Annotated in this window: 16 protein-coding genes; 14 read left to right on the top strand and 2 right to left on the bottom strand. The window is 69.6% G+C overall.

Annotated elements, in window-relative coordinates; translation table 11 throughout:
- Positions 1-142: 142 nt before the first annotated feature.
- Complete coding sequence (locus C6376_RS43865; protein WP_159083226.1) at positions 143-499, bottom strand: hypothetical protein; 357 nt, start codon at positions 497-499, stop codon at positions 143-145.
- 248 nt (positions 500-747) lie between these two features.
- Here C6376_RS43865 and C6376_RS43860 point away from each other — a divergent pair, with 248 nt between their 5' ends.
- Positions 748-1413 carry a hypothetical protein gene (locus C6376_RS43860; protein ID WP_159083225.1) on the top strand — a complete coding sequence of 222 codons (666 nt, stop codon included), beginning with the start codon at positions 748-750 and terminating at the stop codon, positions 1411-1413.
- A gap of 513 nt (positions 1414-1926) precedes the next feature.
- Complete coding sequence (locus C6376_RS17610; protein WP_107444285.1) at positions 1927-2874, top strand: DUF5655 domain-containing protein; 948 nt, start codon at positions 1927-1929, stop codon at positions 2872-2874.
- 96 nt (positions 2875-2970) lie between these two features.
- Here the strand turns inward: C6376_RS17610 and C6376_RS17605 are convergent, their stop codons facing one another.
- Positions 2971-3717, bottom strand: coding sequence for a DNA methyltransferase (locus C6376_RS17605; RefSeq protein WP_107444284.1), 747 nt, complete (start codon positions 3715-3717; stop codon positions 2971-2973).
- Between the two features lie 580 nt (positions 3718-4297).
- Here C6376_RS17605 and C6376_RS17600 point away from each other — a divergent pair.
- The 12 genes from C6376_RS17600 (at position 4298) to C6376_RS17540 (ending at position 15521) form a co-directional block, all read left to right on the top strand.
- Positions 4298-5443, top strand: coding sequence for a C40 family peptidase (locus C6376_RS17600; RefSeq protein ID WP_107444283.1), 1146 nt, complete (start codon positions 4298-4300; stop codon positions 5441-5443).
- 98 nt (positions 5444-5541) lie between these two features.
- Positions 5542-5850 (top strand): DUF6112 family protein, encoded by a 309-nt coding sequence (locus C6376_RS17595; protein ID WP_107444282.1) that lies wholly within the window; start codon positions 5542-5544, stop codon positions 5848-5850.
- Complete coding sequence (locus tag C6376_RS17590) at positions 5850-6539, top strand: hypothetical protein (protein WP_173985668.1); 690 nt, start codon at positions 5850-5852, stop codon at positions 6537-6539. Before C6376_RS17595 ends, C6376_RS17590 begins: the two co-directional genes overlap by 1 nt.
- Before the next feature lie 27 nt (positions 6540-6566).
- On the top strand, positions 6567-7961 hold the full coding sequence (locus tag C6376_RS17585; protein ID WP_107444280.1) for an ATP-binding protein: 1395 nt from the start codon (positions 6567-6569) through the stop codon (positions 7959-7961).
- 70 nt (positions 7962-8031) lie between these two features.
- Positions 8032-9504, top strand: coding sequence for an SCO6880 family protein (locus C6376_RS17580; RefSeq protein WP_107444279.1), 1473 nt, complete (start codon positions 8032-8034; stop codon positions 9502-9504).
- A gap of 34 nt (positions 9505-9538) precedes the next feature.
- The gene (locus tag C6376_RS17575) at positions 9539-9991 is read left to right on the top strand and encodes a DUF6238 family protein (protein WP_107444278.1); all 453 of its coding nucleotides are present in this window, start codon (positions 9539-9541) and stop codon (positions 9989-9991) included.
- Positions 9992-10018: 27 nt separating this feature from the next.
- The gene (locus tag C6376_RS17570; protein ID WP_107444277.1) at positions 10019-11590 is read left to right on the top strand and encodes an ATP-binding protein; all 1572 of its coding nucleotides are present in this window, start codon (positions 10019-10021) and stop codon (positions 11588-11590) included.
- Positions 11587-11853 carry a hypothetical protein gene (locus tag C6376_RS44710; protein ID WP_216825591.1) on the top strand — a complete coding sequence of 89 codons (267 nt, stop codon included), beginning with the start codon at positions 11587-11589 and terminating at the stop codon, positions 11851-11853. Before C6376_RS17570 ends, C6376_RS44710 begins: the two co-directional genes overlap by 4 nt.
- 283 nt (positions 11854-12136) lie before the next feature.
- Entirely contained in the window at positions 12137-12835 is a 699-nt protein-coding gene (locus C6376_RS17560) for a hypothetical protein (RefSeq protein WP_254075983.1), read from the top strand.
- 145 nt (positions 12836-12980) lie between these two features.
- Positions 12981-14126 carry a hypothetical protein gene (locus C6376_RS45285; RefSeq protein ID WP_254075982.1) on the top strand — a complete coding sequence of 382 codons (1146 nt, stop codon included), beginning with the start codon at positions 12981-12983 and terminating at the stop codon, positions 14124-14126.
- 97 nt (positions 14127-14223) lie between these two features.
- Complete coding sequence (locus C6376_RS17545; protein ID WP_107444275.1) at positions 14224-14997, top strand: hypothetical protein; 774 nt, start codon at positions 14224-14226, stop codon at positions 14995-14997.
- Positions 14998-15023: 26 nt separating this feature from the next.
- A complete protein-coding gene (locus tag C6376_RS17540) occupies positions 15024-15521 on the top strand; it encodes a hypothetical protein (RefSeq protein ID WP_107444274.1) in 498 nt (165 codons plus the stop codon).
- Positions 15522-15912: the final 391 nt, after the last annotated feature.

Here is a 15912-nt window from a genome sequence, read left to right as displayed (position 1 = left end):
CATCGCCAGCTGGGTTCGGCGCCGAGTTCGTTCCGGTTGGTTGCCTCCTGCGCGAGGCCGTCCGAGTCAGGACCCATCACCCAGCCCAGCATGGTCGCGCGATGCCCCTGCCGCACGATGACGTCGGCACGCACAACCCTCGTCAGAAGATGATCTCCCGTCCGTGATGCTCTTCTCGATCACGCCAACAGCAGGCGGATCCCAACAGTTGAACGGCGCCCCTCCATCCCGGACGATGCAGAATAGACCCGGAAAACACGTGAAACGGCCGCTTGAATGGGGGAAGTTGCGCATACTGAGGCACGGCAGGCTCGTGGCTGCGCCCGTAGCGACCAAGGGGGAGGTCGGCATGCCCATGTCCGGACAGCAACGCGCACAGGTGTGGCGCGCGGCCATAGCCGCGGTCGTTGCGATAGTTGGCACGCTGGTCGCGCTGTTCGCCACGGATACCATCGGCGGCGATCGGAATGAGTGCAGTAACCAAGCTGTCTGCGGTCACGACAACGACACCAACTTCGGCAATCCACCTGGGCCGACCGCCGATCGGACCGCCGGCCAGGAGTCGACCAGATGAAGCTCCCGATCGGCCTAAGCGCCGCCTTGCTGGTGTGTGCTGGCGGCCTGCTGCTGGGATGCTCCAGCAATGAGTGTTCGGGGGGCTCCGTCTGTGGTGGAGGAAACTCGGTCAATGCGCCCTCACAGAAGGCGCAGTCGCCATCGGCTCCGACGCCAGGAGGACCCCTGCTGGTGACCCACAAGTGGCCCACGGCCAAGGTCTGCGATGGATCCACCTCCGTTGCAATGCCGGCTGGCGGCAAACCTCTGGCCCAGTTCGATCCCTCTCAGCAGGACTTCCGATCGGAAGTGACCACGCCAGGCAACGAGGGTGGCACGTGGGGCAGCGGTTTTCTCTATCTGGACCTGAGCGCTGAGGGCACGGAGTCCGTCACCGTCGACGAGCTTCACCTAACCACCCGTGTCCCCAAGAAAATCGGCCCGCCCGAATGGGTAGCTCTGACGCAGGGCGGCTGCGGCGACATCAAGGATCGAGTCTTCGACCTGGATCTGGACACACCCAAACTTGTCGACCGCGGCGTTATCGGTGGCGGGGAGAGCGATCCAAGTGAGCCGCCAGCGCGAACAAACCCGCTCGGATCTGGATTCACCGTCAGCTCTACGGACCCGGCGATCATCCGCGTCGACGTATCCGCCTGTCATGGCAACTACGAATGGTCCCTGCAGGTCGATTACAGTTACCACGGTAAACCCCTGCACAAGGTAGTCGGGCCCTTCCGGTCATTCGGCGCTGCCGACCAGAACACTGCTGTGTTCACCCCAGACCCCAGCACCGGAAAGGTCGGAACGCCCAGCCCGCCAACGGATGTGCCTATCGGTTGCAGGGGGAAGCAGTAGATCAGCCGGAATTGCCGGCGTCCGACAGATCAATCTCGGCGAGGTGACCGCCGCCGACGGGACCGCACTGCCCACGGCGGGGATGCTCTGTCTTTCTGCATCTACGAGGGCGACCGGGCATACAGGTAGGAGATCGACGAGACGACCGCGGAGACCGTCCACATACCCCAACCGGGTCCGTTGACGACAGGGAGCCGCCCGAAGTGCTGGACGAGGACGGAATCTTTGCAGAGCGTCGGCTCAGGCTCGCTCCGTCGCTTGTCTGCGAGGAACTGAGTCGCCGACGGCAAGCCGTACTCCGCGGTTTTCGACCACTCCGTCGTGGAGGCTATCGAGGAGACCGTGCTGGCTGGCAGGGCTTGCTCGGCGGACTTCCTGAGGTTGCTCGGCAACCCGCATCTGCGGGACCCGGCGGCTGGTCCCGTGCTGCATGCTTCCTCGACCCGACACTCTGGAATACCCGCAAGATCGTTTCAATTGCTCTTCCTGTAGTGATCGCGGAGAGGGACGCTGGTGACCGACCTGAAGCTGTTCCGGCTGGATGCCGACGGCCAGGACGTCGAGCTGCGGGGCTCCACGGTGACGCTGGAGGTGGAGCTGCAGCGGCGGGTCGAGGCGGGCATGGAGGGCATGCTCGGTATCCGCTTCCTGGCGTCGGAGTATCCGACCGGGCCTTGGCACCGGGGCCGGATCGACTCGCTTGGCCTGGACGAGGACGGCACACCTGCGCTGATCGAGTACAAGAAAGGCGCTGACAGCGGTGTCCTGTCGCAGGCGGTCTCCTACCTGTCGTGGTTGGACTCCGCGCGTCACGAGTTCGAGGCGCTGGTCAAGGAGAAGCTGGGCTCCGAGGCCGCCGATTCGATCGACTGGCGGAACCCTCGGATGGTCTGCATCGCTGCTGGCTTCTCGCACCACGACCGAGTCGCGGTGCACCGTCTGCGCGAGCGGGTCGACCTGGTGCGCTACCGCGTCTTCGAGGATGGGCTGCTGAGCCTGCTGCTGATCGAGTCCACTCCCGGATCCACGAGACCGGTCTCGGACCGGCGCCAGAACCGCGAGCGGGAGTTCACGTCTGGTGCCGTTGGCAAAGGCAGGAAGACGTCCGCTCAGGCAACTGCCGCCGCCGCGGGTGCGGTTCCTGGCTGCCTGCAGGACCTGTACGCCGAGCTGGATGAGGCCCTCACCGCCTGGGGCGAGGTCGAGGTGGCTCAGCTCCGGCACTACATCGCCTACCGCCGGATGGTGAACGTCGCCTCCGTCATCTTCCGCCCGAAGCACGAGGCGATCCTGGTCTACCTAAAGGTCGACCCGGACACGGTCGAGTTGGAGGAGGGCTTCTTGCGCGACATGCGTGGTATCGGCCACCTCGGCACGGGTGAACTGGAGGTGCGTATCGCCTCGGCAGCCGACCTGGAGAAGGCTGGACCGCTGATCCGGCGGGCGTTCGAGGCGGCCTGACGCAAGAGGAAGGGCGGCTGGTGCATCGGTTTCTCGATGCACCAGCCGCCCTTGTCCGTCTGCCGTCCGCTGGCCCCGGTCCGGTCGCTCTCATACTCATGCCTCCGGTCCTGCCAGGACGAAGTCCCCCTGGGTCAGCTCCGCTCGGAGCCTCGCCTCAGCGACTTCGGCGTAATGCGCGGACAGCTCGACCCCCACGAACTGCCGGCCCTCACGCAAGGCGGCGACGCCTGTGGAACCGCTGCCGGTGAAGGGATCCAGGACGGTGCCGCCTTCGGGGCAGATCTGCACGAGCTGCTGCATGATCTCGACCGGCTTCTGGGTGATGTGGACACGGTCCTTGCGGGGCTGGGAGGCGATGAAGTGGCCGGGCAGGTAGAGGTCCCGGTCCTTTTCGAGGCTGCCCTTGACGCCCCAAACGATGAACTCGGCCGACTGCTTGAACCCGCCCTTGCGGGGCCGGCTGGCGGGCTTGATCCAGGGGATCGTGCCGCTCCAGGTCCAGCCCGCCATCTGCAGGGCGTCGGACGTGGTCGGCTCCTGACGCCAGTCGGAGAAGACCATGGCGACGGAGTGCTCGGTCGCGGCCCGGTACGCCTCGGTGAGCAGCGCGGTCAGCCAGCTTCGATAGCTGCGCTGGTCGCGGTTCTCGCCGGGGAAGTTCTGCAGGTCGTGCGCCGATCCGGCCGTGACGTACTTGGCGCGGGCGGTACGCCCGGTGCGGTCCGAGCTGGTGCGTCCGCCGGAGTTGTACGGGGGGTCCGTGATGACGGCGTTGACGCTCTCGTCCGGGACGGTCTTCAGCACGGTGAGGGCGTCGCCTCGGTGCAGCGTGTAGCTCATATGCAGGGCCTCTTTCAGGGCACGACGGGACTGGACCAGCTCCGGACGACGGTCAACAGCGGCCGTTCGGAGCGGGGTTGCGCCGGAGGGTAGCCGCGATTTCCGGCCGCACCTAACGAGCCCGTGCAGTGCTTCGGGCCCGGGTTCGGGGGTCGTTTGGTGCGGCCGGAATCCCGGTCTACTGTCTCGCCAAGTCACCGAGGCGGAGCCCGGTTTCACCATCGCTGACCTGTGCTGATCCGTGTTGCCGTGTCCAAGGGCATGGGCCGGAAGGCGCGTTGACACCCCGTTCCCGAAGCCCGTGAGGAGACCCGGTGCACCACCTGAGATTACGAGCGCGGCTGACTGCCGCGCGTGGCCTGAACCCGGCGCCCGGGAGCTACCAACTCCCCTGACCCGGGCCCGCCCTGAGAGGCGGATTCACATCGGCGCGGTGCCGACGGCTTTGCACGAGAAGTCGGCACCGCGCCTCCTACGAACAGCGAGGAGCCGCTGCGATGCAGCACGCCCTGGTACGCCCACGTCCTGATCCAACACAGTTGCCCGGCCGGGGTGTCCGCCCCAGCGAACGGCGGCGGCGATGAAGAAATCCACCGGAGCGGTCGTCGGTCTCTTCGCCTCCGGTCCGCTTCTGCTGGCCGTTCCGATCCTCGCAGTCGGGGCCGGGACCGCTTCGGCCTCCTGCTCGACCGGCAGTCCGCAGGCTGTGGATACCTCGGCCGTTGCCGCTCAGGTGAAGGCGATCCTGGACGGCGGCGGCAAGGGCACGGTCTCCGTGCCGGGCCTCGACGACCCGGCGGAGCAGATCCCCAACGCCAAGACCATCCAGGCCACCGGCGTCGCGATGAACATCCCGGCCCGGGGCCAGATCGTGGCCCTGGCGACCGCCCTGCAGGAGAGCGGCTTGCGGAACCTGACCTACGGCGACCGCGATTCACTGGGCCTGTTCCAGCAGCGACCGTCGAAGGGCTGGGGCACCGCGAACGAGATCCTTGACCCGGTGCACGCCTCGACGATGTTCTACGAGGCACTGGAGAAGGTCTCGGGCTGGCAGTCCCTGTCCGTCACCCAGGCCGCCCAGGCGGTGCAGAAGTCCGGCTTCCCCGAGGCTTACGCGAAGTGGGAGCCCCTGGCCACCGCCTTGCAGCAGGCGATCGAGCCGCTGTTGTCGAAGGCCGGCGACACGTCGCCGAGTCCCTCGCCATCCGGCTCGGACAGCACGGCCAGTGCTCCGCCGAGTGCCGCGGGCGGCTGTACGGCCGATGGGGACGGCACCGACTTCGGAACCATCCCGCCCGGCGCAGTGCCGGCCGGATACAAGATTCCGGCTGACGCTCCGCCCAAGGTCCAGACGGCGATCCGCTGGGCGCTCGGCCAACTCGGCACCCCGTACCAGTGGGGTGGGAGCTGCACCGACTCCCACGGGAGCGACCCCATGGGCCGATGCGACTGCTCCTCCCTGATGCAGCAGTCGTACAAGGCCGCCGGGGTTGTCCTCTCGCGGACGACGTACACGCAGGTCAAGGAGGGCAAGCCGGTATCGGTCGACGCTCTCCAGCCCGGTGACCTCGTCTTCACCGAGGGGACTGCCAAAGTCCCGGAACACGTCGGGATGGTCATCGGCCAGGGGTTGATCGTCAACGCCCCGCACACCGGCGACGTGGTCCGCCTCGCGACCCTCGCGTCCTGGAAGCCGCAGATTCTCGCGGCCCGCCGAATCGTCTGACCGGCACTTCTCTCCCTCCCTCTTCCTGCCCCCTCTTCCTGCGCCGGCTTCGCCCATCGGGCTTTGGCCTGCGTTTAATCGAACTGGAGTTCACAACCATGTTTCTCGCCGACAAAGTCGTCCAGCTCGCCTACGACCCCGGGATCAATCCGAACGGGGGCGGGCTCCCGGGCCTGGCGGTCCTCAAGCAGGTGATGGGCTCGATCAACCTCTTCGGGATCATCGTCGTGGTCGGCGCTCTCGCCGTCAGCGCGGGCGTGTGGGCCTGGGGCCACCACTCCGGCGGCCACCAGGCCGAGGCGAATGGCAAGAAGGGAGTGCTGGTCAGCGCCGGCGCGGCCCTCCTGCTGGGCGCCGCCAACGGTGTGGTGGCGTTCTTCAGCACGCTGGGGAGCCAGGTCCACTGATGTCTCCCCGTTCCACAAATCCCGGCGGCGCGTCTCGCGTGCGCCGCCGGGCGTTGCTCGGCACCGCTGTCCTGGTGGTGCTCGTCGCCCTCGCCGGCCTGGCCGCCTACCTCACCCGCGACGGCAGGACCTCACTCAAGGTCCCTACGGAGCATGCGAGTTCGGATTTCCTGTCCTCCCCGACCGCTCCTGCTTCCGCTTCGTCACCTCCGCATGACAGCCGTGGGAACCTGCCCGTTCCCCCGTCCACGCACGACCCGATCGCCTTCGGTAAGGCGGCAGCCGCGGCGCTGTGGTCGTACGACACGCGCGCCTACTCCCAGCACGAGCTGCTGGCTGCCCTGCGGGGGTGGCTGACCAGCGAGAAGAAGTACGCCGACACCGCCTCGGTCGACGCGCTCGTCCCCTCGCGCGTGCTGTGGAAGGAGATGGCCGCCAACGGTCAGTTCGCCACCGCCAAGGTGAACGAGGCGCACTTCCCCGACTCGTTCACCCAGGCCCTCCAAGCGGACCCCGGGGCGATCACCACCGCGTACGTCTACGCCGTGACGGTCTCCGGCAAACAGTCGATCGCCTGGAACGGCTCGCCACACGGCGGCACCGAGAACCGCGTCACCACCCTCGCGGTCCAGTGCCGCCCCTCCCATCCCTGCGCCCTGGCCGGTGTCCTGTCGGCCGTCGCTCCCTGACCCCCACCCGAGAAAGGAGGTATCACCATGGGAGTCTGCGACTTTCCGCTGATGGACAAGGTCTGCGTCGCCGTCGACTTCGCCACCAACCCCGCCGGGACGGTCACCGACGGCATCGGGGCGTGGATCGCGAAGTCAGCGGGTGAGCTGGCCGCCAGCGCGGCCGATCTCGCCGCCAAAGCCGTCAACGAGACCACCGCCATCGATCTCAACGCCGGCTGGTTCCGGGACAACTACGAGCTGCTGTTGCCCATCGGTCTCGCCCTGACCGTCGGCACGTTCTGCATCCAGTTGATGCTCGCGGCCTGGCGACGCGACGAACGCGCCCTCGCTCAAGCAGCGATCGGCACGATGACCGGCGTCCTCTTCTCCTTCTGCGCCGTCGCCTTCACCTCCGTGGCCATCACGGTGGTCGACGCCCTGTCCGACGGGCTGTTCCAAGCAGCCAACAGCTCAGTGGACGACGCGATCCGACGCGTCATCAAGGTCAACGAACTCGGGCCGATGTACGCCCTCGGCTGGACCATCCCAGCCTTGGTCGGCCTCGGCTGTGCGATCGGCGCCTTCATGTACTGGGGCGTGATGGTCGCCCGCAAGGTCGGCGTCCTGATCATGGTCGCCCTCGCGGTCTTCGCCGGATCCGGCGGCGGCTGGGAGGTCGCCAAACGCTGGCGGAGGGGTTGGATCGAGGCCACCGCCACCCTCGTCGTGTCGAAACTGCTGATGACCGTGGTCTTCCTGATCGGCGTCTCGGCCATGGGCAAGTCCGACGCCAAGGACGGAATGGCCGCCCTGTCCGACGCGATGGCCGGCATCGTCGTGATGGTCCTGGTCCTGCTCTGCCCCTACGCCACCTACAAGTTCGTCCACTGGGCGAGTGACGGCGGCGGACACGACGACCTGCACCGTACCGGCGTCGCCGGCATGGCGGTCGCTGCGGGCGCCGCCAAGACCGCGGGGAGCCTCGCGATGCAGGCCAGCACGGGCACTCCGGCTCCGCAGGGGCCGAACAAGGTCCCCGGCGCGGGCAGTGACGGTGTCGCCTCCGGCTTCAACCCCACAGGCGGCAACCTGAGCAAAGAGGGCATCGCCGCCGGTCCCCCGAAGCCGCAGACCCGCTTCCGGTATGGCGAGGACCCGAACGCCTCCGGCGACAAGGGCCGTGCCCTGATCCAGCGCCCTGGCATCCCCGCGCTGATCACACGGCCTGCCGACACCGCAGCAGAAGGCTCCGAGGGGGGCGCTCCCTCCGCCGGCCAGCCCGCTGGAGCGTCGATTCCCGGCAGCAGCCTGACCCGCGTAGGTGCTGTGCCGCCCGCTGGTCCCGCTGCCTCGCCGCCGCCCTCCACCGGTCCGTCGGCTACCGGCTCCCCGACTCTGACGAGCTGGGTCTACCCCAACCAGCCGCCGTCCGGGTCCTGACCCACCATCGCCGGGGGCGGGCTGCTTCCCTCCAGCCCGCCCCCTTCCCCGACCACTGTCTGGAACCGCCATGTCTGACAACCCCCAGGCCGAAGCCACCACGGCCACCGTGAAGTTCCCGCACCGCAGCAGGCGCGGCATCCTGCTCGGCCTAACCGCGCCGCAGCTGATCGTCGTGAGCCTCACCGGGCTGCTCCTGCTCGCCGTGATCCTCGCCCGTGGCATGGTCGGCGCTCTCGAACTCGTGCCGCTGTGGGCCGGCATCGCCCTGCTCGTCTTCGTCCGCTACCGAGGCCGGGCCCTCGCCGACTGGGCACCGATCGTCGTTCGGTACGCGCTCCGCCGCATGCGGGGCCAGTTGGTCTGGCTGTGCCGACCCTCCCGCCGTCCGGTCCGCGAAGGACTGCTCCACCTGCCCGGGACCGCCTCCAGCCTGCGCGTGGTCAGCGCACCCGACCGCCGGTACGGCGCCGTCCACGACCCCCACACCGGCACGTTGACCGCCGTCGTCAAGGTGTCCTCCCGCGCCTACGCGCTGCTCGACCCGGGCACCCAGAACGCCAACGTCAACGGCTGGGGCCGTGCGCTCGCCGCACTGGCCCGCACCGGTCAGGTCGCCCGGATCCAGGTGATCGAGCGTACTGTGCCGGACTCCGGCGACGCCCTGCGCCGGTACTGGGAAGAGCATGGCCAGCCCGACGCCCCGGTGGCCGGCCAGGTCTACAGCGAGCTGATCCAGAGCGCCGGCCCGGCCGCGGCTCCGCACGAGGCGTACGTCGCGGTCTCGCTGGACGCCAAGGCCGCCAGGCGCCTGATCAACCAGGCCGGTGGTGGTCTGACCGGGTCATTCAGCGTCCTGGCACAGTTGACCTCGACCTTCGACCAGGCCGCGCGTACCGCCGGGCTCAACCCCACCGGCTGGCTCACCGCCCGCGAGATCGCGGCAGTCGTACGAACGGCGTACGACCCCAAGGCACTCGCCCCGCTGGACCGTTGGTCCTCCTCCGGGCGCCCCGAGGCCGACGCCGCTGCCGCAGGCCCGGTCGTGGTCGTCGAGAAGTCGGACCACATCGCGACCGACTCCGCCGTCCACTGCACGTACTGGGTGGAGAACTGGCCCCGCACCGAGGCGTCGGCGGGCTTCCTGCACCAGCTGTTGTTCACCGCCGGGGTGCGGCGGACCCTGTCGCTGTCGTACGAGCCGAAGGGCTTGGACGCCGCCCTGCGTGATGTCCAGCGCAGGAAGGCCAGCGTGATCGCGGACGCCGCCGAGCGGGCTCGTCGCGGCCAGGTCGACTCCGAAGCGGACTCTATCGAGTACCAGGACATCAAGTCCCGGGAGCGCCAGCTCATCGCGGGCCACGCGGATGTCGCCCTGACCGGCCTGCTGACCGTCTCGGCCGACTCCGAGGAGGAACTTCGTTCCGCTTGCGCGGTCGTGGAGACCGCGGCGGTCGGCGCCCAGCTCGACCTCAGGCCGCTCACCTGGCAGCAGGCCGAGGCGTTCACCGCCGCCGCCATGCCGCTCGCCCTCGCCGCCTGATGCCGGCCCTCCTCCCTTCCGAAAGAGCGCCCCCATGTCCCGCACCGCCAGCCCGACCGCGCAGGACTTCGTGCCCTTCGCCACCGCCGCGCTCGACTTCCACCGCGCGCTCAACGTGCCAGGCGGTCCCCTCGTCACCACCCGCCCCGAGCTGGACGCCCTGCACGCCCACCTCGTCTCACTGCACGGCCTACTCGACGCTCACGCCGTCCGCACAGGCCGGCTCGTGCCGATCGAGGGTGACCAGCTCAGCGCCGCCCGCATCCGGATCTGGCAGGCCGCCGACCACGTCCACGCCGCCTACCACGCGGCCCCCCACCCCGGTTCCGGCGAGGTCCCCGACCGCGATGCGTGCCAGGTCGGCCTGCCAGAAGGCGCACCTGAGCTGACCATCTGCCAGCGCCACCAGCGCACCGCGCACCTGGTCCGACGCCGTACCACCCCGGCTGACCTCCACGCTCCGTTCACCGGCCTCGTCCGCCACTGACTCTGCCTCCCGTCTGGAGAATCGTTCATGCCCCGCACCCGCGCCAGCGCCTCTCCCCTGTTCGTCCCCCGCAAGGCATCGCGGGCCGATCAGCGCGCCGCCCGCGCCGGTTTCGCCGAGGCCCGGCGCCAGGCCCGCCTCGCCGGAGCCCCGCCCAGGCGCCGCGACGAGGAGACCCTCGACCCGGAGCTGCGGCCGACGTATCCGCCGTCCGGTCGCCCCGGCTCCTCCTCGGCACGCGGCGGCAAGCTCAGCCTGCCCGCCCACCGGATGACCACCGCCACCGTGTCCGGGGCCTACCCGTTCCTCGCCGAGGGCGGCCTGGGCGCGGAGGGCATCTTCATCGGCCGCGACGTCCACGCGGAGGCCGCGTTCTGCTACGACCCGTTCTCGCTGTACAGCAGCGGCCGGATCGAGGGCTTCACCAACCCCAACGCGGTCCTGGCCGGGATCATCGGCATGGGCAAGTCCGCGCTCGCCAAGTCCATCGCCACCCGAGCGATCGCCCACGGTTACCGGGTCTACGTGCCCTGCGACCCCAAGGGCGAGTGGACGGCCGTCGCGCAGACTCTCGGCGGCTACAGCATCGCGCTGGGGCCAGGGCTCCCGGGCAGGCTGAACCCCCTTGACGCCCCGGCCCGGCCCGCCTCGGTGAGCAAGGACGACTGGTCGACCGAGGTCCGCAAGCGCCGTCTCCTGCTCCTGGCCGGCCTCGCGCGCACTGTGCTGAAGCGCGATCTCCAGCCGATGGAGCACACGGCCCTCGATCTGGCGCTGGACCTGGTCGTCACCGAAGCCGAGGCAGGCGGCACCGTGCCCCTGCTCGGCGAGATCGCGCACACCCTCGGCTCACCCGAGCTCCTCGACCGCGCCCTCGGCGACCAGGCCGGGCGCATGGGGGCCGCCGCGCAGGACCTCGCCCACGCCCTACGCCGTCTGGTCCACGGCGACTTGAGCGGCATGTTCGACGCGCCCTCGACCGTGGCCTTCGACCCGACCACCCCGATGCTGTCCATCGACCTCTCCCGCCTGGGCGGCTCAGGCGACGACACCGCTCTGGTCCTCGCGATGACCTGCGCGAGCGCCTGGATGGAGTCCGCGCTCGCCGACCCCGACGGCGGCCGACGCTGGGTGATCTACGACGAGGCATGGCGCGTGATGAGGCACGTCGGCCTGCTGGAGCGCATGCAGAGCCAGTGGAAGCTCAGCCGAGGGCTCGGCATCGCCAACCTGATGGTCATCCACCGCCTCAGCGATCTACTGAGCGCGGGCGACGCCGGCTCACGCGGCCGGGTACTGGCCGAGGGCCTCCTCGCCGACTGCAGCACCCGCATCATCTACCGCCAGGAGCCCGACCAACTCGCCGCCGCCGCGTCGCTGCTCGGCCTGACCGGAATCGAAACCCAGGCCGTGTCCGCCCTGACCAAGGGCCGGGGCCTGTGGAAAGTCGCAGGTCGGAGCTTCATCACGCAGCACATCCTGCATCCGGCCGAGCGCGAACTGTTCGACACGGACGCCCGGATGCATGCAGACCCCCGTGAGTTCACCGTAACTGACAAGTCCTCAGTTCTTGGACCGAGCAGGGAGGCGCGGCCGTGAGCCCCCGTGGGGTCTCGGGTTCCCGGTCCGGGCTCGCCCCCGGTCTCCGGTTCGGTGCGGTCGAGGACGCCGCCCCGCTCCAGCGCCACCCGACGACCGGCCCGGCCGCGAGTCCGGACAACGGCGCACCGGCAACTGACGGGAACGACCGCCTCGCCGCAGCCCGGACCGAGGAGTTCACCGACCTATTCCGCGAGGCCGTCACGGAGGACTTCGGCGCGGTGGCCCGCCTGCACCAGATGCTCGAAACCGCCTCCGAGTGATGTCGCACCCACGGTGCCCGACGCAGCGCGTCCGAGTTGGACACCATCGCCTCCCGGTTGACCGACATTGGCGAGGAGCTGCATCTCGTCGCGGAGAACCTCGACCACGAGATCCGCTCCCGGGCGCACCAAGCGGCAGCAGCAGCCCGCTTCTCGCCAGCGGCGTCGGCCCGGGGAACTTCCCCCGGCCAGCGTAACGACGCTCCATCTCCTGTCCCACCATCCGTCACGCGCTCGCTGCCGCGTTCGCGGTGAGGCACCCGTACAGAAACGAGTAACGACCATGCCCACCTCTCCCGACTCCTCCGCCACCCCTGATCGCCAGCCGCAAGATGCCAACGAACGGGCAGCATGGCGGGCGCGTGTCCAGGCCCTGGCCTCCGCTGCTGATGGCATCAGGCAGGCCTCGGACCAGTGGGACGCGGTCTCCGACTCGTACTGCGACGAGGACGGGTGGCCCGTCGATGAGACCGGCTACGCCGACGGCAAGGTGGCCCGGGACGCTACCGCCTGGGAGCACGTCGAGACCTTCCTGGCCCACGGCCCCGAAGTCCTCGCCGGTGTTCGGGCCGCCGCGCAACCGGCCGACTACCTTGACGGCCCGATCAGCGCCGACCTGCTGCGCCTGCGCGGGATCGACTCCGTACTGGAGCGAGCGGGCGAGATCCGCCGCGAGTGGGATCAGGTCATCGCGCTCATGGAGGGGTCCATGCCCGGGTCGCGGGAGCTCTACGAGGAACGAGCCCGCGAGATCCGCAACTCCGAAGGCTGGCACTACGCCGACGAACTCAGCTACAGCGAAGCGGCGTTGGCCAGGGCTGCCGATCACCTGACCGACCGGATCGCGGTCGACCAGTCCGCGCACACGGGGCGTGTCCAGGCGGCCCTGGCCCGATCCACCTCCGGTCGGCACGATGCCTCTGCCGCTTCGCCGTCCGCCTCGGCAGCGTCAGAGCCCCCTGCCGTGCGGCGCTCGCGCTGACGCCTCTAGCACCGACTTCCGGCGAGGCCAAACCGCACGATCGCCGGATCCTCAACGAACGCCACTACCCCCTACCGGCCCCCGCCCGGCTGCGGCTTCCCACCGCCGTCGCCCCCTGGGGACGGCCGGCTACGGAGAAGCCCACATGCGCCCCGATCAGACCCTGGTCACCCTCCAGCGGGAGGGCACACGCATCACGGCGCGCACCAGCGAACCCTTCATCCAGGAAGCCGCCGCTGGCACGTCGGAGCATGACCACCCGTACGGCCACCTGACCACGCCGCTTCGGCAGCGCGGACTGTCCTGCACCGTCGAGTACGGCCTCAGCGACCACATCGTCCACGCCGAACTTCCCGACGGCAGCGCCCTGATCATCTCTCCGCCCCAGGAACCGCCCACCGACCACCCACCCGGGTATCCGGAGAGCTGGTTGGTGACCCGCGGTCATCCCGACGATTCCACGCTCCACGAAGTGATCTACGACTCGGAGCCCCACGATCCCCACGCCCGACACGGCGGCAGCATCCCCCGCCTGTTCGCCGCCATCGACACTCGCCTGGACCAGCTCGGCCTGCCGCCCCGGCCGGAACCGCGGCGACCTGCCCACGAGAGCGGCGCCGACGCGGTGCTCCACCGTGCGGGCTTCGTCCCCGTCGTGCTGTTCCGCGAGCGTTTCCACCGGCTGCCCTCCGCCATGACCGACCCGGTCGAGCAGCGGCAGATGGTGACCCGGGCCGTCGACATGCTTCAGGCCGAGGGCTTCGACGTCTCGTGCGATCCCGGCCTGCTCGACCCCAGCCTGCCGCCCCCTGGTGATCAGGGGCTCAGCCTCGGCGACCGGCTCGGCCACCTGCCCCAGTCCATCCGGTCGGCGGCGCACACGGGCGAAGTCGTCGCCGCGCTGAGCGAGCTGACCGCTCCCGGTGACGGCGTTCTCCAGCGCGTCGTGGAGTCCCTCAACACGACGGCCGACTGGTGGGGAGGCCTGGACGAACCCGCCGATCCCCACTACGCGAACCGGCTGCGTTACATCGCCCAGAAGCTCGACTCCTACGCCTTGGACATTCGGTCCATGCGCGGCGTCCTGGCCGACCGGCACACCGACCACCCCGGCAGGCTCCAGACCCGGGTGGACCAAGTCGCCCCGGAGGAACCGGCGGCGTCCCGGGTCGCCGCCGCTCTCGCGGTCTCGCCGACCGCACGGCCCACAACCCCGGTCGCGCCGCCGTCCGCTTCAGCCGCACCTGCCTCCCTGCCACCCGCCCGGCCCTCGTCCGCGCCCGGTCGCTGACCGCTGCCCAGCTTGGAGCCCGCCATGTCCCGCACCAGCAGAACCGTCCCCGCCCTCGACCGCCCCGCTCCCCCTGCGCCCATCGGACGGATCCGCCATGCCCACCCCCGAGCACGACCCGCTTCCCGACATCGCGGTCGGCCGCCACCCCGACCTCGGCATCGTCGCCGCCAACCCCAAGCAACTGGCGGCAAGCACCTGGATGTTGAAGGGATTCGACTTCCACCCCGTCCCCGACCACCCCAACCTGTACGCACTGGCCAACCAGCAGCGTGACGGGCAGGGCCGCACCACCCGGGCCGTCGCGCTACTGCGCAAGGCCGGCTACCGGGTCGACGTGGACACCGCGTTCGACCCCTCGCCGACCTTCGGACCAGCGCCCGCCCCCGACCGGCCCCCGCGCGTCGAGCCGGACGTCGCGTTCGCCGAACACCCGCAGCTCGGCGTGGTCGCCGCCACCGCCGACGGTTCCTCCGCTCTCGACGGCCCGCTCATCCTGGAAGAGCACGGCTGGCGACACAAACCGAGCCTGGACATCTACACGCTGCCCATCACCACGCACCGCAGCGAGGCGCTCGACAAGGTCGCCACTGCCACGCTGGCGATGCATCGTGCCAACCTCCAGGTGGCCGTGCAGCCCTTCCTCGCCCAGGACGTAGCCGCGCGCCGCTCACCCGCGCCTACGACGGCAGCGCGCCCCCAGCGCGATCAGGGCTTCACCACTCACAAGTTCCCCATGAGCGCCGCCGCGCTCGCCGCCAGTCCCGCCCGCGCCGGCCTGCCGGGTAAGGCGCCGGTGGCCGTGCCCGCCGCCTCCGGCCCGGCGGCCCGCCCGGTGGACCCGCGCATCGCGTTCTCCCGTAACCGCTGATCCAACTCCCGTAAGGAGCAGTTCCCATGGCTGTGAAGACCTTTTGGCAGATCACCCACTCCTGTGGGCACCAGGCTGAGCGAGACCTGTCCGACCGTGCGGCCGACCGTCGCGCAGGGTTCGCCGAGTGGCTCGCCAAGCAGGAGTGCACCGATTGCTGGCGGGCCGCGAGGGAGGGCGACGAGCAGGACAAGGCCGCCTGGCTGGAGACCAAGCGCGCCGAAGAGCAGGCCGCGTCCGAAGCCTGGTCGGAACAGTACCGAATGCCACCCCTCGAAGGCCGCGAGCGCGCCGTCGCCTGGGGCGTGCGCTGCCGCCACCAGGTCCTGGCCGCCGCCTACACCGTTCTGGTCCTCGAAGGCGAGACCAGCGAGGCGGAGTGGGAGGAGATCGAAGAAGCGGCTCGCACGATCACCCGCGCCGGCTGGTGGATTGATCAACGCTCCTCCGAGCCCGGCGACCTGACCGAGCTGCTCGAAGCGGCCACCGGCGCCGAACGGCCCACCGAGAACCCCCACTTCTGACCGCCCGTGCCCCGCCCCTACGGGGCAGCGAGACAAACGGAAGAACTACGCCCTTCTCTCCTGCCGCCAGACGGAGTTCATGCCCACCCCGTCCAAACCAAACGGTCACGTTTGGGAAGCGGATGGCGTCTCTCAGACATGCATCGGCAGCTCGGCCCACACGAAGGTGACATGACAGCCCATCACGGGTCGATCTCACTAAACCGGCGACCTCGCAAAGTACCCGCAGTCCGACTAGCCTTCCGAAGGCGTAGGGGACGCGGATCAGGAAGCGACGGGTGGGGCTCGTGGGGTTCTGGCACACCGGCTACATGGAGTTCCATGAGCCGACCGGAATTGAATGGGTCGGGCTACCAGCCCCGCCAAAGCCCCCTGAGTTTCCCTGCACTGA

The organism is Streptomyces sp. P3, from assembly GCF_003032475.1.
Taxonomy (GTDB): Bacteria; Actinomycetota; Actinomycetes; order Streptomycetales; family Streptomycetaceae; genus Streptomyces.
Note: the sequence above shows the minus strand (reverse complement) of the source record. Positions and strands in the feature narration are given on the sequence as shown.

Excerpts from the sequence above, each read along its gene's own strand:
- C6376_RS17605 (WP_107444284.1), bottom strand. The coding sequence starts at position 3,717 with ATGAGCTACACGCTGCACCGAGGCGACGCCCTCACCGTGCTGAAGACC.
- C6376_RS17600 (WP_107444283.1), top strand. The coding sequence starts at position 4,298 with ATGAAGAAATCCACCGGAGCGGTCGTCGGTCTCTTCGCCTCCGGTCCG.
- C6376_RS17595 (WP_107444282.1), top strand. The coding sequence starts at position 5,542 with ATGTTTCTCGCCGACAAAGTCGTCCAGCTCGCCTACGACCCCGGGATC.
- C6376_RS17590 (WP_173985668.1), top strand. The coding sequence starts at position 5,850 with ATGTCTCCCCGTTCCACAAATCCCGGCGGCGCGTCTCGCGTGCGCCGC.
- C6376_RS17585 (WP_107444280.1), top strand. The coding sequence starts at position 6,567 with ATGGGAGTCTGCGACTTTCCGCTGATGGACAAGGTCTGCGTCGCCGTC.
- C6376_RS17580 (WP_107444279.1), top strand. The coding sequence starts at position 8,032 with ATGTCTGACAACCCCCAGGCCGAAGCCACCACGGCCACCGTGAAGTTC.
- C6376_RS17575 (WP_107444278.1), top strand. The coding sequence starts at position 9,539 with ATGTCCCGCACCGCCAGCCCGACCGCGCAGGACTTCGTGCCCTTCGCC.
- C6376_RS17570 (WP_107444277.1), top strand. The coding sequence starts at position 10,019 with ATGCCCCGCACCCGCGCCAGCGCCTCTCCCCTGTTCGTCCCCCGCAAG.
- C6376_RS17560 (WP_254075983.1), top strand. The coding sequence starts at position 12,137 with ATGCCCACCTCTCCCGACTCCTCCGCCACCCCTGATCGCCAGCCGCAA.
- C6376_RS45285 (WP_254075982.1), top strand. The coding sequence starts at position 12,981 with ATGCGCCCCGATCAGACCCTGGTCACCCTCCAGCGGGAGGGCACACGC.
- C6376_RS17545 (WP_107444275.1), top strand. The coding sequence starts at position 14,224 with ATGCCCACCCCCGAGCACGACCCGCTTCCCGACATCGCGGTCGGCCGC.
- C6376_RS17540 (WP_107444274.1), top strand. The coding sequence starts at position 15,024 with ATGGCTGTGAAGACCTTTTGGCAGATCACCCACTCCTGTGGGCACCAG.